Source organism: Massilia varians, assembly GCF_027923905.1.
In the GTDB taxonomy this organism is placed as follows: domain Bacteria; phylum Pseudomonadota; class Gammaproteobacteria; order Burkholderiales; family Burkholderiaceae_D; genus Telluria; species Telluria varians_B.
Genome location: NZ_AP026966.1, coordinates 4,535,830 through 4,558,200, shown reverse-complemented (window position 1 = coordinate 4,558,200; position 22,371 = coordinate 4,535,830). Strand labels below are relative to the sequence as shown.

Below are 22,371 nucleotides of genomic sequence, written 5' to 3'. Positions count from 1 at the left end.
TCATGCGCATCAGTACGCTATCACTCTACAGCAACGCGACCAGCCAGCTGAACTCCCTGCAATCCGCGCTGGCGCGTACCCAGGAGCAGCTGGCCACCAACCGTCGCATCGTGTCGCCCTCTGACGACCCGATCGCTTCGGCACGCGCCCTGCAGGTCAAGCAGTCGCTGCAGATGAACGAGCAATATGCCACTAACCGCTCGGCGGCGCACTCGTCTCTGGCGATGACGGAAGGCGCGCTGCACAGCGCCGGCAGCCTGGTACAGGATATCCAGGAGCTGGCGCTGCGCGCCGGCAGCGGCATCCTGCAGGCAAGCGACCGCGAGGCGATCGCCACCGAGCTGGAAGGGCGGCTGGCGGACCTGCTGGGCGTGGCCAACAGCACCGACGGCCAGGGCGCCTACCTGTTCTCGGGTTACCGGACCACCACCCAACCCTATACCGCCACGCCGGATGGCGCGCGCTACGACGGCGACCAGGGACAGCGCCAGCTACAGGTAGCCGATTCGCGCCGCATTCCCCAGTCGGTGCCCGGCAGCGCTGTGTTCGACGGCAACCTGACCGGCAACGGCCGCTTCCAGACCGCCGCCGCGCCAAGCAACACCGGGACTGGCGCGATCTCGACCGGCTCGGTGACCGGTGCGGCCGGCCCCGGCGGCTACAGCTATGCGTTGAGTTTCACGGCCGCCGGTACTTTCGACGTGAGCGACACCTCGGTCACGCCGCCGGAAGTGATCCTGCCCAACCAGACTTACACGGCAGGCAAATCGATTTCGTTTGGCGGCGTCAGCGTCGAGATCCAGGGGGCGCCGGCCCCCGGCGACGTGTTCACGGTGGCGCCGAGCACGAAGGAATCGCTGTTTGCGACCGTGACCAACATGATCACGGCCCTGCGCGCGCCAGCGGACACCGCCCAGGACCGGGCGGCGCTGACGAACAGCCTGAGCACCGCGACGGGCAACCTGGCACACGCGCTCGACAAGATCCTGACCGTGCGTGCGTCCGTCGGTGCTCACATGAAAGAACTCGACTTTCTCGACAGCGCAGGCGACGACCTCGGCATCCAGTACCAGGCGACCTTGTCAGGACTGGAAGATCTCGACGTCGTCAAGGCCATTTCCGAGTTCTCGCGCCAACAAACCACCTTGCAGGCGGCGCAAATGTCGTTCAAGACGATGTCGGGACTGTCGCTCTTCAACTATCTGTAAGAACTTATCGCGGTAGGGATTGCGTCCTTGCAGGGGCCTGGCAAGCGGGTCTGCGTGACATGGCAAGCATGCCATGCTACTCGTCGTTGCATGGTTCGCCATGTGTTCTCCCCGCGTCTTGCCCTCGCTTGCCATGCAGCGCTATCGACTTGCTCCGGTGCTGGATACCTTCCCGGCATCCCGAGGGGGACACAGATCGAGCATTGCGCAGTGTTATTGCTCAGGCCGTGTCAGATTCCACTCGCCTATTACAGTGCCTGCAGTATTTCCATCTTCCTTTTGCGTGACTTGGCATGCGCCTCGTTCTGTGTTTGAGCGCGAGAATATTTCTCCTCCAAAGGGGGCGCAGCTTGGGATGTCTTCCCGCGTCATGCGGCGTGCATATCTTTATGAAGAAAATATGAGATATGCGTAATGAAATTTCAGTTTAAATAAGAAAGCGTGGTAATTACGCGACAAATATTATTGAGTTAAAAGAGAACATCAAAAAATTACTCTCTTTGCTTTGCAATAGGGTAATGTTGTGTAAGAGTATTTTCCCGCATCTCATAACTAGTAGAAAACATGCTACTAGGGAGATACGAGTCATAGAAAAATTTATTGTCCAGGAGTCGTTGTGAAGCACAAGAGTACTTTTAACAAGAGCGCGATTGCTGTCGCTCTGAGCATGGCCTTCCCGGCATTCGTCGGCGCACAGGAAGCACCGGCAATTGCGCCGCAAAAGATGCAACGCGTCGAAGTGACCGGTTCGAGCATCAAGCGCACCGAAGCGGAAGCCGCCGCCGCCATCCACGTCCTGAACCGCGACGACATCGAGAAGACCGGCGAAACGACGGCCCTGGGCATCCTGACCTCCACCGCTTCTGTCTACGCCGGCAGCAACTCGGCAACCGCCAGTTCGGGCAGCTTCGCAACCGGTTCCTCGTCCGCCTCCTCGCGCGGCCTGAGCAAGGTTGCGACCCTGGTGCTGGTCAACGGCCGCCGCATCGCGCCTTACGGCCTGTTCGACAACGCCCAGGAAAGCTTCACCAACCTGGACGCCATCCCGGCCGACGCAATCGAGCGCGTCGAAGTCTTCAAGGACGGCGCATCGGCAATCTACGGCTCCGACGCGATCGCATCGGTCATCAACTTCGTCCTGCGCAAGGACTTCACTGGCTTCCGTATCCGCGGCGGCTACCGTGAATCCGAGCACCTGAAGGAAAACCGTAACCGCAACCTGTCGTTCATCGCAGGCTGGGGCGACATCGACACCAACGGTTTCAACACCTATGTCACCGCGGAAGTCTACAAGCGCGACGGCTACAGCACCGGCGACCTGCGCCCGTTCTACCCGGACTGGCACCGCCTGACCCCGGGCCGCTCGACCTGGGACGCGAAGAGCGCCTTCTCGCCGACCGGTAACTACTACACCAGCGCAAGCAACTACGTGGCGGCTCCGGGCTGCCCGGCCGGCGACATCGACCCGACCGACAAGCTGTGCAAGATGGACATCCTGCCGTACAGCGGCCAGAGCACCGACAACAAGCGTTACGCCCTCACCAGTGTGACGAGCTTCCGCATCGGCCAGGACATCGACGCCAGCTTCGAGATCATGCACGCCGGCGCCGAGAACGACTACATCGTCACGCCGTTCAACATGAGCAACGGCAGCACCACCACCTCGTCCTCGATCTGGTACAACGTGATGGAAGGCAAGATGGTGGGCCCGTTCTCGTACCCGAAACTGCCGGTCGGCCATCCGAAGAACCCGTACAGCTACCCGGTTGAATACCGTGCCCGCCTGATGGACACCGGCGAGGGCTTCAACTTCAATACCACCGACAGCGAGCAGTCGCGTGTGATGCTGACCCTGAACGGCAGCTACGCCGGCTGGGACTGGAAATCGGCCGCAGGCTGGATGAAGTCGACCGCCAACAAGGCGACCCGCGCCGTCAGCGCCAAGGGTTACGTCGACGCGATCGTCAACAACAAGTACAAGTTCGGCCAGCAGAACGATCCGGCCCTGCTGAACGCGATGTTCCCGGTCCGTACCACCGACGGAGAAGCAACCATCAAGTTCTTCGACGCCACCGTCACTCGCGAAGTCATGCAGCTGCCGGCAGGCCCGCTGAGCGTTGCAATCGGTACCGACATCCGTAACACCGCCCACCGCATGGCGAGCTCGGACAACGTGCTGCGCGGCGAGTTGGTCGGTATCTTCGGCCTGCAGGTCGACGACAAGGTCAACCAGTACGCGCTGTTCACCGAAGCCCGCGTGCCGCTGACCAAGAAGCTGGTGCTGGACGCCGCAGCCCGCCTCGACAAGTCCGACAACCAGGACGCACACGTGTCGCCGAAGCTGGGCCTGAAGTACACCGTCACCGACAGCCTGCTGCTGCGCGCCACCGCGTCGGGCGGCTTCCGCGCTCCGAACGTGGTCGAATCGGGTAACGGCCTGGGCCGCTCCTCGGTGGCCACCAGCGTCAACGATCCGAAGCGCTGCCCGATCGCCAACCAGCTGAACGCACTGGTGCAGAACGCACCGAACGCCACCAGCGCCGACAAGACCCAAGCCAACAGCTTCCGCAACTCGGAATGCTCGGGCGGCCTGCCGAGCTTCGTGTCGTCGAACCCGGACCTGAAGCCGGAAACCTCGCGCTCGCTGACCGCTGGCGTGGTGTTCGAGCCGATCAAGAACTGGAGCGCTGGCCTGGACTACTACTTCATCGAGCGCCGTAACGAAATCGGCAGCCGCTCGGTGGTCGACATCCTGCGCGGCGAAGACGCCCTGCCGGCTGGCCAGCTGGTCCGTATCGACAGCAGCGCCAACGACAACCAGTTCCTCGCACTGGTGAAGAAGTATGCGCCGAACACGACCCTGGCCTACCCGGTCGGTCAGCTGGGCATGATCTACAACCCGTACGTCAATAGCGGCCGCACCCGTGTGCAGGGCTTCGATTTCGACGGCAAGGGCCGTTTCAGCGTGCTGGGCCAGACCGTGCGCCTGGGCCTCGAAGGCAGCTACGTCTGGAAATTCCAGACCTTCAGCGTCACCGACAACGCCTACGGTCCGAACGAAACCGGCACCTACGACTACGGCTCGCGCCTGACCGTCGTGGCCAAGGCCTACATGAAGCAGGGTGACTTCGACCACGCCGTCACCGCCAACTTCGCCAGCAGCTACAGCACCAACAGCATCGCGCAACCGACCTACTGCAAGACCCAGAATGTCGCCGCGCAATACATGGACACCTGCGGCCGCGTCGGCAGCAACACCACCTGGAACTACGCGCTGGCTTACACGGGCATCCCGCACGTCAAGCTGAACGCCTACGTCGACAACGTCTTTGGTCGCGAAGCACCGATCAACTGGCGCGGTGGCTGGGGCCCGCAGTTCCGCCGCTTCGGCTTCGCTGCCAGCTACACCTACTAATCGTCTGAAGGTTTAGATGATTGCAAAAGACCAGGCTTCGGCCTGGTCTTTTTTTAGGCGCTGTCACCGTTGGCTATGGATGTGTCCGATCGCGATGCGCAGCAATTGCTCCACCGTCGTGACCCGTCCACCATCGAGCGCCCGGCGCCATCCGAGGTAGTTCGGCAGGTAGCGCGACGCCACGCCGCGGAAGCGGCTCAACCATTGGCGGAAGCGCTGGTGGTAGGCATTGACATTTTGAACATGGACGGCGCCGGCAAGGCCGCGGCGTACCCGCACCCCAGCACGCAGGTTCACTGCCTCGTGCGCAATGCCATGCTTGCGGGCGAAGCTGCGATAGGCGGCGTGCGCATCGCTGACCAACAGCACCTGCCGGTCGAGCCGGGGCAACAGGTGGCGCTCCAACTGCGCCACTGTCAGCGCGCCACGGCCAACCACCGCATCGACGGTCTGGCCACTGCGGTCGCGCGCGACCAAAATACAGTCCAGTTCGCGAGAGATGCCGCGCTTGCCTGCGCGGCCACCGCGCCGGCGTGCCGGCCGGTCCAGCTTGCGCGCGCCTTTTTGCGATTCGAGCATGAACATTTCGTCCGCCTCGGCGATGCCACCCAGGCGCTGCGGCTGGTCCTGCCTGGGACCCTGCAGGAAGCGGTGACGCCAGCGAAAAGCGGTGTTGCGGTGCACGCCGGCCTCGCTGGCGGCGGCGCGTACCGACTTCGAGTCGAGCACGCTTGCCAGGTAATCCAGCCACTTGTCTCGCAGCCGCAACCGCGCCAGCGGTGTACCGCTCAGGTCGTTATAGGTGCGGCCGCAGGCGCGGCAGCGGTAGCGCTGCAATCCGTTGGCTTGTCCGTGCCGGTAGTAGCGTTCGCAGCTGCAGCTGGGGCAACGTCTCCGTGTGGCACCGATCTGGCCGATGAGGGCGATCACCTGGTCCAGCCCGGCGTCGGGATGCAGAGCGGCCAGCGTTTGCAGGCGCTGGGGCAGGTTCAACGCAGGTAGTCTGGCAAACCACTTCTTGAAATGCGGTGCGCGCATGGTCGATTCCGTCTGTGGCAACAGCCGTTCGACCGTCTAGACAGCTCGGCAGTTCCGCGCTCATCCATAGTCAAGGATGACAGCGCCTTTTTTTTATGTGGTGCTAGTTGTGGATGTACTTGCTGAACACGTCGCTGAAATCGCGCTTGGTGTGGGTCTCGAACATGGCGGTGTTCAGGGCCGCCAGCAGCTCGCCGTACACGCCGACCAGGCCGCTTTCGCCAGGGGCGACGTTCAGCTTGTGCACCGAGGCCGTGGCATCGAGCGCGCGCAGGGCATTGTCGCGGCAGACCGCGTCGCGGTGCTGCTGCTTGCCGATGGTGATCAAGGCCTTGTAGATGTCCTTGAGCTGTTCGATGTGGGTCTTCTTGACGTCGATCGAGAAGGCCGTGCCGTCCAGGCTGAACTTGAGTTCGATGTCCATGTCCAGCGTACCGGCGGTCTCGATGCTCACGCCCGAGATCAGGTGCGAGGCATAGTCGTAGCGCTTGATCGCGCGCTTCGACGACACCGCCGAATCGCCGTCGACGTGGATCAGCGCCAGGTTGGTGAAGCAGTACTCGTCCTTCTTGCTCTTGATGAGGAAGAAGATCTGTTCGCCATCTTCGCTGAACAGGTAATCGTCCGCGTCGACCTTGCTGTAGTCGGCCGGCCCGACGATGACGCCGATATCGCTGATGCCCAATGCTTCCGCTGCCAGTTTCTTGAACATGATCACCCTCCCGTTATGAAAGTGATTACCTTAGCACTATTTAGTTAAGGTAAATACTTTTCAAGGCGCGTCGTGGCCGGCGGCGCGCAGCGCCTTCAGCTCCCGGTTCAGCCATTCGCGGCTGGGCACGGCCGCGCCGCTGCCGCACTTGACGCGGTAGGGCTTGCCCGAAAAGCTGCTTTTCGTGGCCGCGACCTCGATGAACTGCTCGGCGCTGGCGAGCGTCTCGCGGCGCTTTTCGATGTAGTCGAGCTTGCGCAGCAGGTGCCGCCGGGCTTCCGGGCCGGAGTGCCAGCTGCCGTTGCGCTCGAACTGGCAGTGCGAGGCGCTCATCTTCGCCATCAGGGCGTCGATCTCGGCGCGCACGGCGGGCGGCGTGGGCGCGGCGGCCGCACCCAGGGAGAGGGCCGCCAGGAGGCTGGCCGCGATCAGGCGGTAGGTCGTCTTCATGCCGCTACCCTAACCGAAAAACCGCTTGCGCAGGCGCGCATCAAGCACCGGGCACAGCCGGCGCCGGGCCGGGCGCCGCCGGCGCTGGCGGCGGCGCGGCAGTGCGCGCCGCGCCGGCGCGTGGCACCGCGCGCCCTTTCTCGATCCCCTCGTTAAACAGGTTCACAATCGGCATGCCGAGGTAGGGCATGGCCAGGCTCAGGGTCAGGAAACCGACGCCCAGGGTCACCGGGAAGCCGATACCGAAGATGTTCAGCTGCGGCGCGGCGCGCGTCAGGATGCCCAGCGCCACGTTGGTGACCAGGAGGGCGGCCACGATCGGCAGCGACAGCTGCAGCCCGGTCGAGAAGATCTTGCCGCCCCAGCGCGCCAGTTCCAGCGGCGCGTTGCCAGAGAAGGGCGTGGCGGAGATCGGCAGCGCATGGAAGCTTTCGGCCAGCGCCGCCAGCAGCACCAGGTGGGCGTTCACGGCCAGGAAGGCCATGGTCGCCACCAGCGCCAGGAACTGCGCCACCGCCGCCGAGCGGCCGCTGGTGGACGGGTCGAAGAACACCGCGAAGCCCAGGCCCATGCTCATGCTGGCCACTTCGCCGGCGTATTCGATGGCCGCGAACACGATGCGCATGGCGAAGCCCATCGCCACGCCGATCAGCAGTTCCTTCACCAGGATCAGGATGCCGGCCCAAGAGCCCGGGTCGACCGCGGGAATCTCGGGGACGGTGGGGGCGATGACGCTGGCCAGCAGCACGCCGAGGGCGACCTTGATCGACATCGGCACCCCGGCATTGCCGAACAAGGGCGCGCTAGCGACCAGGCCGAGGATGCGCGTGAGCGGCCAGATCAGCCCCGCGATCCAGGCATTCATCTCGCCCGTGGTCAGGCTCAGCACGCGTGCGGCCTCGCGCTCAGCCGATCAGGCCGGGGATGCCGGTGAAGACCCCGCGCATGTAGTCGAGCATGACCGACAGCATCCACGGTCCGGCCAGCACCAGGGCGATGAACACGCCCACCAGCTTCGGGATGAAGGACAGGGTCGCTTCGTTGATCTGGGTGGCGGCCTGGAAGATCGAGATGATCAGGCCGATGATCAGCGCCACCAGCAGCATCGGGGCGGCGACCATCAGCGTGATCTCCATCGCGTTGCGGCCCATGGTCATGACGGATTCGGGAGTCATGCTGTGTTCCTAATAAAAACTCTGGGTCAGGGAACCCAGCAGCAGCTGCCAGCCGTCCACCAGCACGAACAGCATCAGCTTGAACGGCAGCGAGATCACGGCAGGCGACATCATCATCATGCCCATCGCCATCAGCACCGAGGCCACCACCATGTCGATGATGAGGAAGGGGATGAAGATCGCGAAGCCGATCTGGAAGGCCGTCTTCAGTTCGCTGGTCACGAAAGCCGGGATCAGGACCCGCAGCGGCACGTCCTCGGGGCCCTGCAGGGCAGGCGAGCGCGAGATCTTGACGAACAGCGCCAGGTCGGCCTGGCGGGTCTGCTTGAGCATGAATTCCTTGAACGGCACCACGCCGCGGTCGAGCGCCTCGCTCATCTGGATCCGGTTCTGCTGCAGCGGCAGGTAAGCATCGGTGTAGGCGCGATCGAAGGTCGGGCCCATCACGAAGAAGGTCAGGAACAGCGCCAGGCCGACCATCACCTGGTTGGGCGGCGCGGTCTGGGTGCCGAGCGCCTGGCGCAGCAGCGACAGCACGATGATGATGCGGGTGAAGGCCGTCATCATCAGGAGCGCGGCCGGCAGGAAGGTCAGCGCGGTGAGCAGGATCAGGGTCTGGACCGGCAGCGAGTACTGCGTGCCGCCGCCCGGGGCCGGGCTGGTGGTGAAGGCCGGGATGCCGGGCTGGGCCAGCACGGCCAGCGGCAGCAGGGCCAGGCAAGCCAGGCCGGCGCCCAGCAGCAATTTCTTATTTCGCATTACGCTTGTCTATCGTGTTCTTGAGCCAGTCGCCGAAGCTACCTGCGCCCGCCGTATGCTGGGCCAGCGTGGCCTGCCCCTCGGCGCCTTCCTGGCGCGGCATGGTGGCCAGGGCGTTGACCTGTCCTGGCGAGGCGCCGACGACGATCCACTGGTTGCCGACTTCGACCACCATGATGCGTTCGCGCCCGCCGATGTTGAGCGCGCCGACCAGCTTGATGTTGGCGCTCGCGCCCATGACGCGCGGACCGAAGCGCTTCATGAACCAGGCCAGGCCGAACAGCAGGCCGAGCACCAGCAGCAGGGCCAGGATGGTCTGCAGCAGGCTGCCGGTGGCCGGCGCGCTCGGCGCCGGCATCACGACCTGGGGCGGGCGCTGGGCGGGCGCGGGCGTGGCGGCTGCCGGGACGGGGGCGGTGTCAGGGGCGGCCGCGTCGGTGCGCGGCGCGGCTTGTTGTTGCTGGCCCGCCGGCGCCTGTGCGGCCCCGGCGGGGGCGGCACAGGTCAGGAGCGGCGCGAACAGCAGCGCCGCCGCGATCCGGCGAATGCGGTGAGCGACGTTGCTCGAGGTCATTTATTCAGTTTTCTGATCCGTTCCGATGGCGTAATGATATCAGTCAGACGGATACCGAACTTGTCGTTCACGACCACCACCTCGCCCTGTGCGATCAGGCAGCCATTGACCAGCACGTCCATCGGTTCACCGGCCAGGCCGTCGAGCTCGACCACGGACCCTTGCGCCAGTTGAAGGAGATTCTTGATCGCGATCTTGGTGCGCCCGAGTTCCACGGTCAGCTGGACCGGGATGTCGAGGATGAAGTCGATGTCGTTCGGCGTGTCGGTGCGCGTGCCCTTGTTCGAGAAATCCTTGAACACGGCCGCGGTCGCGGTGGCCTGTTGCTGTTGCTGGCGCTCGAGCGCCGCCGCTTCGGCGGCGGCCTGCTCGGCAATCGCCGCGCCCCAATCGTCGTCGAGTGCGCTTTGATCGTCCTGGGTGTCAGACATGGTCCTCTCCTGTTACTGCTTGTTATTTGTTCAAATTGTCGCTGTTGGCCAGCAGCTTCTCGACCTTCAGCGCGTACTGGCCGTTGAAGACGCCATAGCTGCAGTCCATCACCGGCACGCCGTCGACGGTCGCCTGCAGGGTTTCCGGCACCGTGATCGGGATGATGTCGCCGACCTTCATGTTGAGGATTTCGTCGAAATTGGCCCGCCCTTCACCCAGCACCGCCACCAGCTCGACTTCGGCGACCTGGATCTGCTGGGTCATCAGGCGCACCCAGCGCTTGTCGACTTCCAGGGCTTCGCCCTGGATGCTCGAGGTCAGCGCGTCGCGGATCGGCTCGATCATGGAATAGGGCATGCAGAAGTGGATCTGGCCCGACACCGAACCGAGTTCGACGGTGAAGGTGCAGGACACCACGACCTCGTTCGGGGTGGCGATGTTGGCGAACTGCGTGTTCATTTCGGAACGGATGTACTCGAATTCGATCGGGTACACCGGCTCCCACGACTTGGCATAGGCCTCGAACACGATGTCGAGGATGCGCATGATGATGCGCTGCTCGGTCTGGGTGAAGTCGCGGCCTTCCACGCGGGTGTGGAAGCGGCCGTCGCCGCCGAACAGGTTGTCCACCAGCAGGAACACGAGGCCCGGGTCGAACACCATCAGCGCCGTGCCGCGCAGCGGCTTCATGTGGATCAGGTTGAGGTTGGTGGGGACCACCAGGTTGCGGATGAACTCGCTGTACTTCGAGACCCGCACCGAGCCGACCGATACCTCGGCGCTGCGGCGCAGGAAATTGAACAGGCCAACCCGCAGATACCTGGCGAAACGCTCGTTGATGATCTCGAGCGTCGGCATGCGGCCGCGGACGATCCGCTCCTGCGTTGCCAGGTTATAGGTGCGTACCCCCGAGGTGTCTTCAGGCGCCGCAATGTCGTCCTGATCGCCGTTGACCCCCTTGAGGAGGGCATCGACTTCTTCCTGTGAGAGGAAATTATCGGCCATGGTGCTTCGGTTACTGGATGATGAACGAGGTGAACAGAACGTCGGTCACGTCCTGCTCGTCGCCGCCTTTATTGAAGGGTTCCTGGACGATGGCCTGGATCTCGGCAGCGAGCTGCTGCTTGCCTTCGACCGTGCTGATTTCCGATGCCCGCTTGCCCGACAGGAGCAGCAGCACGCGGTTGCGCACGATCGCCATATTGTCCTTGATCAAGGTTGCCTGTTCGGTGCCCGCCACCTGCAGAGTGAACTGCACTTGCAGGTACTGTTCGCCGTTTTCCGGCTGCAGGTTGACCGTGAAGGCCTCGACCGGCAAGTATTCCAGCTTGACCCCTTCCTTCTTTTTCTTCTTCTTCGACTCCTTCGGGCTCTCGTGCGCGGCCGCCGCGTCGCCGCCCTGCATGAAATACCAGGCCGCGCCACCGCCGCCGCCGAGCACCAGCACAGCTGCCGCCGCGATCACGATCAGCTTTTTCTTGGAGCCGGCCGGGGCTGCTGCCGCTGCCGCTGCGTCCGCCTTCGGGTCGGCCTTTGGTTTTGCTTGCGCCATCAAGATGCCTCTTTACTGCCTAAAAGAATGATTCGTCATTATGGCATTATCGCGGGGAAACCAGACCCGTCATGCCCGGAAAAGAGGGGAGAAGGGGTGGTAATCCCGGTGATTGTTGCGCCTGTGTCTTGACCGTTTGGTAGGGTGGGCGGGTCTCCCGCCCACGCGGTGATAGTTAGCCAATTAAATAACGCGCTGGCGGATCTCGCTCGGTTTGAACGCGTGGGGTGATCCGGGCCAGTGGCCCGGATTACGAGCCGCCCACCCTAATGTGATGGACTCCACCCTCCCGATATCGGCATCATTGTGCCAAGCGTGCCAGATTGGGCTGGCACGCTAAAACAAGAGGGGGAGTCACCATGAATGCTAACGCAAAAGTGATTGGTTTGGATATTGCGAAGGACGTGTTCTTCGCTGTCGGGCTCGACGAAAGCGGCAAACGGGTGTTCAAGCGTAAGCTTGCACGAGACCAGGTACTTCCAATGTTCACGCAAATGGCGCCGGCGATGATTGGTATCGAAGCCTGCGCTGGCTCACACTATTGGGCACGCAAATTCGTCGAGATGGGACATGACGTCAAGCTGGTCGCGGCACAACACGTCAAGGCTTATGTCACCGGCAACAAAAACGACATGAACGATGCTGCCGCAATTGCCGAGGCGCGTTCGCGCGGTGCGACCAAGTATGTGCCGATCAATACGGCAGCGCAGCAAGATTTGCAGATGCTGCACCGTGCCCGCAGCGCCTTGATGACCGAGCGTGTAGCGATGATCAACCGGCTCCGGGCGTTCGCGGGCGAGTATGGCCAGGTGTTTCCCAAGAGCGTGGAGAAGTTCCGTGATGGACTAAAAGCATGGTTGAACGATTCGGACAACGGCTTGTCTGGCATGGCCCTGGAGACGTTTTGGGAGCTCAAGGCCCAGCTGGACGATAAGGAAGAAAGGATCCAGGCATATGACCGCCGCCTGAATCAGGTCGCAAAATCGGAGTTGGCAAAGCAACTGATGGAAGTGCCGGGTGTAGGGCCGTTGACGGCAACGGCAGTGCAGGCAACCATCGCTGATCCGCGCCACTACAAGAGTGCGCGGGACTTTGCAGCAAATCTAGGCCTCGTGCCACGCGAGCATAGCAGTGGAGGCAAGCAGCGCTTGTATGGCATTACTCGCAAGGGCGATAGCTACCTGCGCACTCTGCTCATACACGGTGCCCGTAGCGCATTGCGAACAGCAAACGGCAAGCCCGACAAGCTCCTGCAATGGGCGACAAGGCTGGCAGAGCGACGCAGTTTCAACGTTGCCGCAACTGCACTGGCCAACAAGATGGCCAGGGTGATCTGGGCATTGATGACGCACGGACGTCCTTATGTTCCGGCCTGGTCGAAATACACGACCAGGCCGGCTTGAAAAGATGATCTACTAACTCAGCAACAAGAAGGAGCAACACCGCCAAGTTTGCGACGATGAAGAAAGAATGATGCCAACAGGTCGGACCGGCGTCGGGTGAATCCGCTGTTCGTAGTGGCCCATCGAGGCCGTCACCCTATGAGGATCCTGGCGCGCGTATCACATCAGGGCCAGAGCACTGGAAACGCTCAACACACAGGCCGAATAGATACAAGCAAACTCTTCCTAAGGCAGAAATTCAATCTTCCTCTTGCAAATCGGGTGGAGTCCATAGATACGTTATAGATTATGCAAACGTATCGACCATGCCGTTGTCACCAAGGCTCACCGTGCGGGTAGCCGGTCGGGCGGCGCTGTCCTCGGTCGCCGTACCCGCCGCGCCACCGTTGCCAAGGCCGCCACCGTTAGCGTGGCGGCGCTCGCCATCCTGCTGCGTCTGGCGCCCGTCTGGCATGCCGGCATCGACGGTCGCGTTACCGAGCGCGATGCCGCTCTCGCCCATCATCTCGCGCAGGCGCGGGAGGGCGTTTTCCAGGGCCTGCCGCACTTCCTGCTGGTTCGACGAGAAGGCCACGCTGGCGCCGTCGTTGCTCACGTTGAGCACCACCTGCACCGGGCCGAGGTCCGGCGGATTCAGCGTCAGGGTCGCGGCCTGCTCCTTGCCCACCATGTAGACGATGCGCTGGCTGATCTGGTTGTCCCAGGCCTGGGTGCCGAGGCGCGCCGGGATGCGGTCGCCCGGCATGGCGGCCGGGTTCGGCACGCTCTCGAGCCTGGCGCTCTGGGCCTGCAGCTGGGTGAGGGAAGGCAGGGGCGCATCGGGTTTCGCCGCGGTGTTGGCGGCGCCGTCGCGCAGCTGCGGCTGGGCCTTGCCCGCATCCGCGGGTGCGGCAGCCAGCGCGGCCTGCTGTTGCTGCGCGCGCAGGTCGGCGCTTTCCTGGCCGGTGGTCCGCACGCCGGCAGCCCGCGGGAAGCCGGCCGCCTCGTCGGCGGCTGCCAGCGGATCCGTGCCTGCCGCCTTGCCGTCCGCGACATCGAGTTTCGCGAACGCGGACTGGAGCGCGGTAAGCTGCGGGCCGGCGCCGCCAGCCGCCGACTCGGCCGCCGACTCGGCCGCGGCCGGCGCGGCCGGTGTGGCTGCAGGCGGCTGGATTAGTGCAGCCATGAAGGCGAGCATGTCGGTTACCGGGGTGGTGGCCGCGTCGGCGGCGTTCGCCGATTCGGCAGCGGCGGCCGCGTCCTCGGCGGAATTGCCCGATTCGGCGCCGGCCGGGCCCTGCGCCGTTGCCGGCGCGTCGGACGATGCCTCGTTCTGCCTGGCCGGCTCGCGTGCCGCGGGTTTCGGTCCCTGGGCGGCCGGCTTATCGGCCAGCTTCGCGGGCGCGGCCGGCTTGCTGGCCGGAGCGGGGGCCGGCGCCGGCGTCGGCGCCATGGCGCGCGACAGCGTGGCGCTGAACTGCCCGGCCTCGCTGGGCTGCACGCCGGCGGCGGAACGTGGCAACTGCGCTTGCGGCTGGGGCAGCGCGCTGGCGCCAGAGACCTGGAACGGAAGGGTGGTCGTCTGCATCGTCATGGGGACCTTAGCGTTGTTTGTAGCGGGCGCCACGGGCTGCGTGGTCGTCCATCAGTTTCTGGTCGCGCTTGTTCTCGACCGCCAGCGCCGCGCTGGCGGCGCGTTCGTTCAGGGTGCGGTAGGACAGGCGCTTGCGCTCGCTTTCCTGCCATGCCTTCTTTTCCACGTCCGCCTTGTACTGCGCATGCTTGATCACTTCGCGCTGGCCGACGATGGCGTTGTCCAGCTTGCCGATGAAGGCCACGAAGTTGTGGTAGGCGAAGGGCGTGATGCCGGCCATCTGGGCCGCGTCGAGCTTACGGACGTATTCGTCGCGGTAGCCATCGAGCATCACCAGCTTCTGCTCGGCTTCTTCCACGGCCTTGAGGGCTGCGCCCAGGCGCTTGGCGATCGCGTCGGAATCGCGCTGCGCAAGGTCGATCAGGGTCTCGAGGGCGGAAGAAGTGGCCATATCGGGTCAGAGTATAGTTCCGCCCGGCATTTTTCAATCACTGGAATAGGGCGCTTAATTGCCCCAAGCTTTCCAGCATGCCCGCGTTGTCGTGGATTTCCTGGCACAGGAATTGTTCGATCTGCTCGTGCTTGGCGATGGCCTGGTCCAGCACCGGGTCGCTGCCGGCGGCGTAGGCGCCCACGCTGATCAGGTCGCGCGAGCGCTGGTAGCGCGAGTACAGCTGCTTGAGCTTGCGCGCGGCCAGCTGGTGCTCGTGCGAGGTAATCGAGTGCATCGCCCGCGAGATCGACTGTTCGATGTCGATCGCCGGGTAGTGGCCGGCTTCGGCCAGGTGGCGGTTCAGGACGATGTGGCCGTCCAGGATGCCGCGCGCCGCGTCGGCGATCGGATCCTGCTGATCGTCGCCTTCGGACAGCACGGTATAGAAGGCGGTGATCGAGCCGCCGCCCTCGACGCCGTTGCCGGCGCGCTCCACCAGCACCGGCAGCTTGGCGAACACCGACGGCGGATAGCCCTTGGTGGCGGGCGGCTCGCCGATCGCCAGGGCGATCTCGCGCTGCGCCATCGCATAGCGGGTCAGCGAATCCATGATCAGGAGGACGTTCTTGCCCTGCTCGCGGAAGTGTTCGGCGATCGCGGTGGCATAGGCCGCGCCCTGCAGGCGCATCAGGGGCGGGGAGTCGGCCGGGGCGGCCACCACGGCCGAGCGGGCGCGGCCTTCCGGGCCCAGGATCTGCTCGATGAATTCCTTGACTTCGCGTCCGCGTTCGCCGATCAGGCCGACCACGATGACGTCGGCGGTGGTGTAGCGCGCGATCATCCCCAGCAGGACCGACTTGCCGACGCCGGTGCCGGCGAACAGGCCGAGGCGCTGGCCGCGGCCCACGGTCAGCATGGCATTGATGGCGCGCACGCCGACGTCCAGGGTTTCCGAGATCGGGGCGCGGTCGAGCGGGTTGATCGGGCGCGCGTTCAACGGGCCGACTTCGTCGGTGCCGAGCGGACCCTTGCCGTCCAGCGGGCGGCCGGCGCCGTCCACCACGCGGCCCAGCAGCTGCATGCCGACCGGCAGGTGGCGCGCGCGGTCGCTCGGCCGCCGGCGCGGGTGCTGCACGGTGCCCGGTTTCGGCAGCGCCGATTCGACCGGGAACACGCGCGAGCCGGGCACCACGCCCTCGACGTCGCTCTGCGGCATCAGGAACAGGCGCTCGCCCTCGAAGCCGACCACCTCCGCCTCGATGCGCTGGCCGTTGGCCACCGGGATGGTGCAGGCGCTGCCGACGGCCAGCTTCAGTCCCACGCATTCCATCACCAGGCCGGCCACGCGCGTGACGCGGCCCGAGACCTGCATCGGCTCGGCCAGGCCGACCAGGGAATCGCAGTCCTTGATGAAGGACTTCCAGCGGGCGGTGTGGCGGTCAGTCGTTGTCGTCATTCGTATCTATGGACTCCACCCGATTTGCAAGAGGAAGATTGAATTTCTGCCTTAGGAAGAGTTTGCTTGTATCTATTCGGCCTGTGTGTTGAGCGTTTCCAGTGCTCTGGCCCTGATGTGATACGCGCGCCAGGATCCTCATAGGGTGACGGCCTCGATGGGCCACTACGAACAGCGGATTCACCCGACGCCGGTCCGACCTGTTGGCATCATTCTTTCTTCATCGTCGCAAACTTGGCGGTGTTGCTCCTTCTTGTTGCTGAGTTAGTAGATCATCTTTTCAAGCCGGCCTGGTCGTGTATTTCGACCAGGCCGGAACATAAGGACGTCCGTGCGTCATCAATGCCCAGATCACCCTGGCCATCTTGTTGGCCAGTGCAGTTGCGGCAACGTTGAAACTGCGTCGCTCTGCCAGCCTTGTCGCCCATTGCAGGAGCTTGTCGGGCTTGCCGTTTGCTGTTCGCAATGCGCTACGGGCACCGTGTATGAGCAGAGTGCGCAGGTAGCTATCGCCCTTGCGAGTAATGCCATACAAGCGCTGCTTGCCTCCACTGCTATGCTCGCGTGGCACGAGGCCTAGATTTGCTGCAAAGTCCCGCGCACTCTTGTAGTGGCGCGGATCAGCGATGGTTGCCTGCACTGCCGTTGCCGTCAACGGCCCTACACCCGGCACTTCCATCAGTTGCTTTGCCAACTCCGATTTCGCGGCCTGATTCAGGCGGCGGTCATATGCCTGGATCCTTTCTTCCTTATCGTCCAGCTGGGCCTTGAGCTCCCAAAACGTCTCCAGGGCCATGCCAGACAAGCCGTTGTCCGAATCGTTCAACCATGCTTTTAGTCCATCACGGAACTTCTCCACGCTCTTGGGAAACACCTGGCCATACTCGCCCGCGAACGCCCGGAGCCGGTTGATCATCGCTACACGCTCGGTCATCAAGGCGCTGCGGGCACGGTGCAGCATCTGCAAATCTTGCTGCGCTGCCGTATTGATCGGCACATACTTAGTCGCACCGCGCGAACGCGCCTCGGCAATTGCGGCAGCATCGTTCATGTCGTTTTTGTTGCCGGTGACATAAGCCTTGACGTGTTGTGCCGCGACCAGCTTGACGTCATGTCCCATCTCGACGAATTTGCGTGCCCAATAGTGTGAGCCAGCGCAGGCTTCGATACCAATCATCGCCGGCGCCATTTGCGTGAACATTGGAAGTACCTGGTCTCGTGCAAGCTTACGCTTGAACACCCGTTTGCCGCTTTCGTCGAGCCCGACAGCGAAGAACACGTCCTTCGCAATATCCAAACCAATCACTTTTGCGTTAGCATTCATGGTGACTCCCCCTCTTGTTTTAGCGTGCCAGCCCAATCTGGCACGCTTGGCACAATGATGCCGATATCGGGAGGGTGGAGTCCATCACATTAGGGGGGGCGGCTTGTAACCCGGGCCACTGGCCCGGGTTACCCCACGCGGTGATACTACGGTTAATTTCCGAGCCAGTCGACGTTGGACTGCAAGGCATGCGTCAGCCGCGCCCAGCGCGCCTGCGCCTGGGCGTCGATCTGGTTGCTGGCGGTATCGACCTTGCAGCCGCCGCGCGACAGCTGGGCGTCTTCGACGATGCGCCAGCCGCCCTTGACCAGTTCCTGGCCCATGGCTTGGCGCACGATCTCGGCGTCGAGCGGATGCAGGCTCAAGGTGGCCGGCTGGGCCAGCACCGGCAGGTAGCCGATCGCTTCCTGCACCACCGGCAGGATCAGTTCCGGACGCACCTCGAAGGCCGTGCGCACCATGCCGCGCGCCAGGCGCAGGGCCAGTTCCAGCACGTCGTGGGCGATGGTCTCGTCGGCCTGCATCACGGCCTCGCTGAAGGTCGCGGCGATCGTGCGCAGGTGTTCCAGCTCGCTTTCGGCTTCGAGCTGGCCGGCACGGGCGCCGTCGGCATAGCCGGCGGCGCGGCCCTCGATCAGGCCCTCGGCATGGCCCTCGGCGCGCGCCTGCTCGCGGAGCGCTTCCAGTTCCTCGGCGGTCGGCAGCGCGATATGGGGCGCCGTCTCCACGGCTTGCCGTGTCGTCGGCGATGGCGGGGCCATGGCGGCGCGGCGCGCCTGAGTGCCTGGGCGCTCGTCGCCGAACGAGGTCATTTCCCAGCGCTGATAGGCGCTTTGCTGTTCCTTCGGAATCATCAGACGAACGAGTCCTCGCCTTTACCGCCCAGCACGATCTGGCCTTCGTCCGCCAGGCGGCGCACGATCTGCAGGATCTGTTTCTGCTGGGATTCCACTTCCGACAGACGCACCGGACCTTTCGATTCCAGATCTTCGCGCATCATCTCGCCGGCACGCTGCGACATGTTCTTGAAGATCTTTTCGCGCAGGTCCTGCGACGCACCCTTCAGCGCGATGATCAGCATCTCGGACTGCACTTCGCGCAGCAGCAGCTGGATGCCGCGATCGTCGATGTCGATGATGTTATCGAACACGAACATCTCGTCCATGATTTTCTGCGCCATGTCGTTGTCGTAATTCTTGATGTTGTCCATGACTGATGCTTCCTGGTCGCCGCTCATGAAGTTCAGGATCTCGGCTGCGGTGCGGACGCCGCCCAGCGACGATTTCTTGATATTCTCGTTACCCGACAGTAGCTTGGTCAATACGTCGTTCAGCTCGCGCAGGGCGGCCGGCTGCACCCCGTCCAGCGTGGCGATGCGCAGCACCACGTCGTTGCGCAGCCGATCGGTAAAATGTCCGAGAATCTCACAAGCCTGGTCGCGCTCGAGATGCACCAGGATGGTCGCGACGATCTGCGGATGCTCGTTGCGAATCAGCTCCGCCACCGAGGGGGCGTCCATCCACTTCAGGCTTTCGATGCCCGAAGCGTCCTTGCCTCCCAGGATGCGGTTGAGCAGCACAGTGGCCTTGTCGTCGCCCAGCGCCTTGGTCAGTACCTGGCGGATGTACTCGTCCGAATCGAGGCCGACGTTCGAATGCAGGTTGGTCTCTTCGACGAAGTTTTCCAGCACCTTGACCACGTCGTTGTGTTGCACCGATTTCATCTGGGCCATCGCGGCGCCAAGTTTCAGCACTTCGCGGGGTCCCAGGAACTTCATCACTTCAGCCGCTTCCGCTTCGCCCAGCGCCAGCATCAGGATCGCCGCCTGTTGCACGCCTTCCTTGTCCTTGTCACTCATTTGTTCCCAACCATGCCTTGATTACGTTTGCAACGATGCGTGGGTCCTCGCGGGCCAGATCCTGCGCCATCTGCAGGTTCGCCCGGTAGCCCTGGGCGCGGCGTTCGACCTCCTGTTCCTCGAGCACCTCCGGATCGTCCCCGCGTTTATCTCCGGGTATTGTTTTCTCTTCCGGTTCCGGCGGCAGCGCGGTGACTTCGTCGAACTTCTTGATCGCCGGGCGCATCAGCGGCAGCAGGATCCGGTAGTAGAGGAAGGCCAGTACCGCGAACAGCAGCAGGTACTTGCCGATCTCCTTGGCCAGCGGCAGGTTGGCCGGGTCGCGCCACCAGTCGACCGCCGGGGGAGCATCGTCCGGGCGGTCGACGCCGTCGAACGGGGCGTTGGTCACGTTCAGGGTGTCGCCGCGATTTGGCGAGTAGCCCATCGCCTGCTTGACCAGTTCGTTGATCTGGGCGACTTCGGCGGCCGCCAGCGGCCGCACCGTGATCTTGCCGGTCTTCGGGTCGATCGAGCGGCGGTAGTTCACCACCACGCCCACCGTCAGGCGCTTGATGCCGCCCATCGGGCGCTGCTCGTAGCGGATGGTCTTGTCGACTTCGTAGTTGGTGGTCGCGTCCTTGCGGGTGGGGCCGGCGGCCGCACCCGCGCCCGCGTTCGGCGCCTGGCCGTCGATCGGCGCGGTGGCCACGCCCGGCGGCTGGTTCGACAGCGCGCCCGGGATGCCCGAGGCGCCTGGGCCCGGCTGGGTCGACTCCGACGTCTGCTGGCTGCGGATCGCCTGCGGTTCCGGCGGCGAATTCGGCTTGTACATCTCGGCGGCGGTGTCGACCTGGGCGAAGTCGATCTCGGCGGTCGCTTCGGCGCGCACGTTTTCCTTGCCGACCAGCGGGGCGATGATCGACTCGACCTGCTTGATGATGTTCTGCTGGACCTGCTCGACGTACTTGAGCTGGGTGGCGTCCAGGCCCTTGTTGCCGGGACCCTTGTTGCTGGTGTCGGACAGCAGGTTGCCGTTCTGGTCGACCACGGTGACGTTGCCGATCGTGAGTTCCGGCACGCTCGAGGCGACCAGGTGGACGATGGCGCTGACCTGGCCCGGGTCGAGCGCGCGGCCCGCCTGCAAGGTCAATACCACTGAAGCGGTGGGCTTTTGCTGGTCGCGCACGAAGACCGAGGGCTTGGGCATGGCCAGGTGCACGCGCGCGCCGCTGACCGGGCCGAGCGACTGGATCGAGCGCGCCAGTTCGCCCTCCAGCGAGCGCTGGTAGTTCACCTGTTCCAGGAACTGCGATACGCCCAGTTTCTGGTTCTCCATCAGTTCGAAGCCGACGTTGCCGCCCTTGGGCAGGCCTTGCGCGGCCAGCTTCAGGCGCAGGTCGTGGATCTGCTCGGCGGGCACCAGGATCGCGCTGCCGCCTTCCGAGAACTTGTACTTGACCCCCATCTGGTCGAGCGAGGCGGTGATGGCGCCGCCGTCACGGTCGCTGTAGTTCGAGAACAGCACGCGGTAGTCCGGCGCCTGGCTCCACATCCACAGCGCGATCATGATGGCGCTGACCAGCGCGATCCCGCCGCCGATGGCGACGCGCTTGCCCATGGTGGTCTGCAAAAAGCCCTGTCTCGCCTCTCGTTCGGGCGCCGGGGTGTCGGTCAGTTCATCAGCAACTGCTGCCATGGTCGGTAAGGTGGTGGGGGGAATAGGAGATTAACCGAAATTATGAAGCCACAGGGCAACATTCAAACCCTGAAATAGGGATGGAAATCCATGCTTCTTCACGCGAGGGATTTGCCCGGGCGCTGGTAATCTGGCAGCCTGAATAAATTGAATTCCCCGCAAGCAGGAGCGAACGATGAGTATTGGCGGAATCGGCGGCATCGACAGCAGCCGCATCCAGGCGATGATGGAACAGCTGAAGGCCGCGGCGACCAAGCCGGCGGCCGGCCCGGTTGCGCCAGCCGGCCTGGGCAATGTGACGCCCCAGGGCGGCGTTGCCAAGCTCGACTTCGCCGATGCACTGAAGACCTCGCTCCAGCAGGTCAGCAATACCCAGAAGAATGCGGAAGAGCTCGGCAAGCGCTTTGCGATGGGGGATGATACCGTGAGCCTGTCCGATACGATGATCGCGATGCAGAAATCCAGCATCGCTTTCCAGGGGACGGTGCAAGTGCGCAACAAACTGGTGTCGGCCTATCACGACATCATGAATATGCAAGTGTAAGCCCAACCATCCCAAGAGAAGTCGGCCGCATGGCCGGTTTTTATTGCCGAGCGGATTTACTGCGGACCGGGGTCAGGTCTGACATTCGGACACGAGCTCGGGCGTCCACCGAGGTGTATTGCTGAGGCCGTGTCTAAATGTCAGACCTGACCCCCGTTGGAGGAAAGAGGCTCAGGCCGCCTGCGATTCCTTGCGATGGAAGGTGACGGGAATGGCGCCGTCGCGCGGGGCCGGTTCCGGCAGCAGCGAGGCCAGGGTGTGGCGATCCAGTTCGGCGAGATAGGCCGAGGTGGCGTTGGTGAGCACGCCCTTGAGCGCGCAGGCCTTGACCAGCCCGCACGGATTGCCGCCCGGGTCGAAGCACTCGGCCATGTAGAAATCGCTCTCGCTCTGGCGCACCACCGCGCCGATGTTGATGTCTTCCGGCTTGTGCGCCAGGCGGAAGCCGCCGTTGCGGCCGCGGACGGTCTCGATGACGCCATTGCGGCCCAGCTCGTGCACCACCTTCATCAGGTGGTTCTTCGAGATGCTGTGCAGGTCCGCGATTTCCTGGATCGTGACGAGTCGCCCCGGATTGCTGCCGAGGTGGAGCAGGGTCCGCAAGGTGTAGTCGGTAAAGGAAGTCAGGCGCATATCCGGGAAGTATATCCCATGCATCCTCCCGGCGTGCATCAGGTGACTATGCAGATGGTATGCATATTGACCAGCGATTACAAACCATTACTTGATTTGCCGTTCTTGTCGTTTCAATATGTCGCTGTCGGCCGTCCGAGGCCGCCGTCGTCCG

Annotated in this window: 22 protein-coding genes; 4 read left to right on the top strand and 18 right to left on the bottom strand. The window is 63.7% G+C overall.

Features of this window, described 5'->3' with window-relative positions; all coding sequences use genetic code 11:
* Nucleotides 1-2: 2 nt before the first annotated feature.
* Nucleotides 3-1,208 (top strand): flagellar hook-associated protein FlgL, encoded by a 1,206-nt coding sequence (flgL, locus tag MasN3_RS20580; protein ID WP_281909824.1) that lies wholly within the window; start codon nucleotides 3-5, stop codon nucleotides 1,206-1,208.
* Between the two features lie 616 nt (nucleotides 1,209-1,824).
* Nucleotides 1,825-4,623: a TonB-dependent receptor plug domain-containing protein gene (locus tag MasN3_RS20575; protein WP_281909822.1), complete on the top strand. Its 2,799-nt coding sequence runs from the start codon at nucleotides 1,825-1,827 to the stop codon at nucleotides 4,621-4,623.
* A 63-nt stretch (nucleotides 4,624-4,686) separates the two neighbouring features.
* Here the strand turns inward: MasN3_RS20575 and MasN3_RS20570 are convergent, their stop codons facing one another.
* The 10 genes from MasN3_RS20570 to fliL all read right to left on the bottom strand — a co-directional run bounded on the left by MasN3_RS20570 (nucleotide 4,687) and on the right by fliL (nucleotide 11,315).
* Entirely contained in the window at nucleotides 4,687-5,661 is a 975-nt protein-coding gene (locus MasN3_RS20570; protein ID WP_281909819.1) for an IS1595 family transposase, read from the bottom strand.
* Between the two features lie 103 nt (nucleotides 5,662-5,764).
* On the bottom strand, nucleotides 5,765-6,373 hold the full coding sequence (locus MasN3_RS20565) for a PH domain-containing protein (RefSeq protein ID WP_281909816.1): 609 nt from the start codon (nucleotides 6,371-6,373) through the stop codon (nucleotides 5,765-5,767).
* Nucleotides 6,374-6,433: 60 nt separating this feature from the next.
* A complete protein-coding gene (locus tag MasN3_RS20560; RefSeq protein WP_281909813.1) occupies nucleotides 6,434-6,823 on the bottom strand; it encodes a DUF5329 domain-containing protein in 390 nt (129 codons plus the stop codon).
* 40 nt (nucleotides 6,824-6,863) lie between these two features.
* Nucleotides 6,864-7,712, bottom strand: coding sequence for a flagellar biosynthetic protein FliR (gene fliR / locus MasN3_RS20555; protein ID WP_281909812.1), 849 nt, complete (start codon nucleotides 7,710-7,712; stop codon nucleotides 6,864-6,866).
* 16 nt (nucleotides 7,713-7,728) lie between these two features.
* Nucleotides 7,729-7,998 carry a flagellar biosynthesis protein FliQ gene (gene fliQ / locus MasN3_RS20550; protein WP_281909811.1) on the bottom strand — a complete coding sequence of 90 codons (270 nt, stop codon included), beginning with the start codon at nucleotides 7,996-7,998 and terminating at the stop codon, nucleotides 7,729-7,731.
* Nucleotides 7,999-8,007: 9 nt separating this feature from the next.
* Nucleotides 8,008-8,757 carry a flagellar type III secretion system pore protein FliP gene (gene fliP / locus MasN3_RS20545; RefSeq protein ID WP_281909809.1) on the bottom strand — a complete coding sequence of 250 codons (750 nt, stop codon included), beginning with the start codon at nucleotides 8,755-8,757 and terminating at the stop codon, nucleotides 8,008-8,010.
* Nucleotides 8,747-9,331: a flagellar biosynthetic protein FliO gene (fliO, locus tag MasN3_RS20540; RefSeq protein WP_281909807.1), complete on the bottom strand. Its 585-nt coding sequence runs from the start codon at nucleotides 9,329-9,331 to the stop codon at nucleotides 8,747-8,749. The genes fliP and fliO overlap by 11 nt, the downstream gene beginning before the upstream one ends.
* Nucleotides 9,328-9,762: a flagellar motor switch protein FliN gene (fliN, locus tag MasN3_RS20535; RefSeq protein ID WP_281909805.1), complete on the bottom strand. Its 435-nt coding sequence runs from the start codon at nucleotides 9,760-9,762 to the stop codon at nucleotides 9,328-9,330. The genes fliO and fliN overlap by 4 nt, the downstream gene beginning before the upstream one ends.
* Nucleotides 9,763-9,784: 22 nt before the next feature.
* Nucleotides 9,785-10,768 (bottom strand): flagellar motor switch protein FliM, encoded by a 984-nt coding sequence (gene fliM, locus MasN3_RS20530; RefSeq protein ID WP_281909803.1) that lies wholly within the window; start codon nucleotides 10,766-10,768, stop codon nucleotides 9,785-9,787.
* Between the two features lie 10 nt (nucleotides 10,769-10,778).
* On the bottom strand, nucleotides 10,779-11,315 hold the full coding sequence (fliL, locus tag MasN3_RS20525) for a flagellar basal body-associated protein FliL (RefSeq protein ID WP_281914559.1): 537 nt from the start codon (nucleotides 11,313-11,315) through the stop codon (nucleotides 10,779-10,781).
* Nucleotides 11,316-11,674: 359 nt separating this feature from the next.
* On the opposite strand from fliL, the gene MasN3_RS20520 reads away from it, so the two are divergent.
* Nucleotides 11,675-12,718: an IS110 family transposase gene (locus tag MasN3_RS20520; protein WP_281909801.1), complete on the top strand. Its 1,044-nt coding sequence runs from the start codon at nucleotides 11,675-11,677 to the stop codon at nucleotides 12,716-12,718.
* A 286-nt stretch (nucleotides 12,719-13,004) separates the two neighbouring features.
* Here the strand turns inward: MasN3_RS20520 and MasN3_RS20515 are convergent, their stop codons facing one another.
* The 7 genes from MasN3_RS20515 to fliF form a co-directional block, all read right to left on the bottom strand.
* Nucleotides 13,005-14,291, bottom strand: coding sequence for a flagellar hook-length control protein FliK (locus tag MasN3_RS20515; protein WP_281909800.1), 1,287 nt, complete (start codon nucleotides 14,289-14,291; stop codon nucleotides 13,005-13,007).
* A gap of 7 nt (nucleotides 14,292-14,298) precedes the next feature.
* The gene (gene fliJ / locus MasN3_RS20510; RefSeq protein WP_281909798.1) at nucleotides 14,299-14,742 is read right to left on the bottom strand and encodes a flagellar export protein FliJ; all 444 of its coding nucleotides are present in this window, start codon (nucleotides 14,740-14,742) and stop codon (nucleotides 14,299-14,301) included.
* 37 nt (nucleotides 14,743-14,779) lie between these two features.
* Nucleotides 14,780-16,180, bottom strand: coding sequence for a flagellar protein export ATPase FliI (gene fliI / locus MasN3_RS20505; RefSeq protein ID WP_281909797.1), 1,401 nt, complete (start codon nucleotides 16,178-16,180; stop codon nucleotides 14,780-14,782).
* 280 nt (nucleotides 16,181-16,460) lie between these two features.
* Nucleotides 16,461-17,504, bottom strand: a complete 1,044-nt coding sequence (locus MasN3_RS20500) for an IS110 family transposase (protein WP_281909796.1) — start codon at nucleotides 17,502-17,504, stop codon at nucleotides 16,461-16,463.
* A 152-nt stretch (nucleotides 17,505-17,656) separates the two neighbouring features.
* Nucleotides 17,657-18,358, bottom strand: coding sequence for a flagellar assembly protein FliH (locus MasN3_RS20495; RefSeq protein ID WP_281909794.1), 702 nt, complete (start codon nucleotides 18,356-18,358; stop codon nucleotides 17,657-17,659).
* The gene (fliG, locus tag MasN3_RS20490) at nucleotides 18,358-19,362 is read right to left on the bottom strand and encodes a flagellar motor switch protein FliG (RefSeq protein ID WP_281909792.1); all 1,005 of its coding nucleotides are present in this window, start codon (nucleotides 19,360-19,362) and stop codon (nucleotides 18,358-18,360) included. The genes MasN3_RS20495 and fliG overlap by 1 nt, the downstream gene beginning before the upstream one ends.
* Nucleotides 19,355-21,040 carry a flagellar basal-body MS-ring/collar protein FliF gene (fliF, locus tag MasN3_RS20485; protein WP_281909791.1) on the bottom strand — a complete coding sequence of 562 codons (1,686 nt, stop codon included), beginning with the start codon at nucleotides 21,038-21,040 and terminating at the stop codon, nucleotides 19,355-19,357. The genes fliG and fliF overlap by 8 nt, the downstream gene beginning before the upstream one ends.
* Nucleotides 21,041-21,215: 175 nt before the next feature.
* Between fliF and fliE the strand changes: the two genes are divergently transcribed.
* A complete protein-coding gene (fliE, locus tag MasN3_RS20480; protein WP_281909789.1) occupies nucleotides 21,216-21,584 on the top strand; it encodes a flagellar hook-basal body complex protein FliE in 369 nt (122 codons plus the stop codon).
* Nucleotides 21,585-21,755: 171 nt separating this feature from the next.
* Here fliE and MasN3_RS20475 read toward each other — a convergent pair whose 3' ends face one another.
* On the bottom strand, nucleotides 21,756-22,217 hold the full coding sequence (locus MasN3_RS20475) for an RrF2 family transcriptional regulator (RefSeq protein ID WP_281909788.1): 462 nt from the start codon (nucleotides 22,215-22,217) through the stop codon (nucleotides 21,756-21,758).
* Nucleotides 22,218-22,371 lie beyond the last annotated feature (154 nt).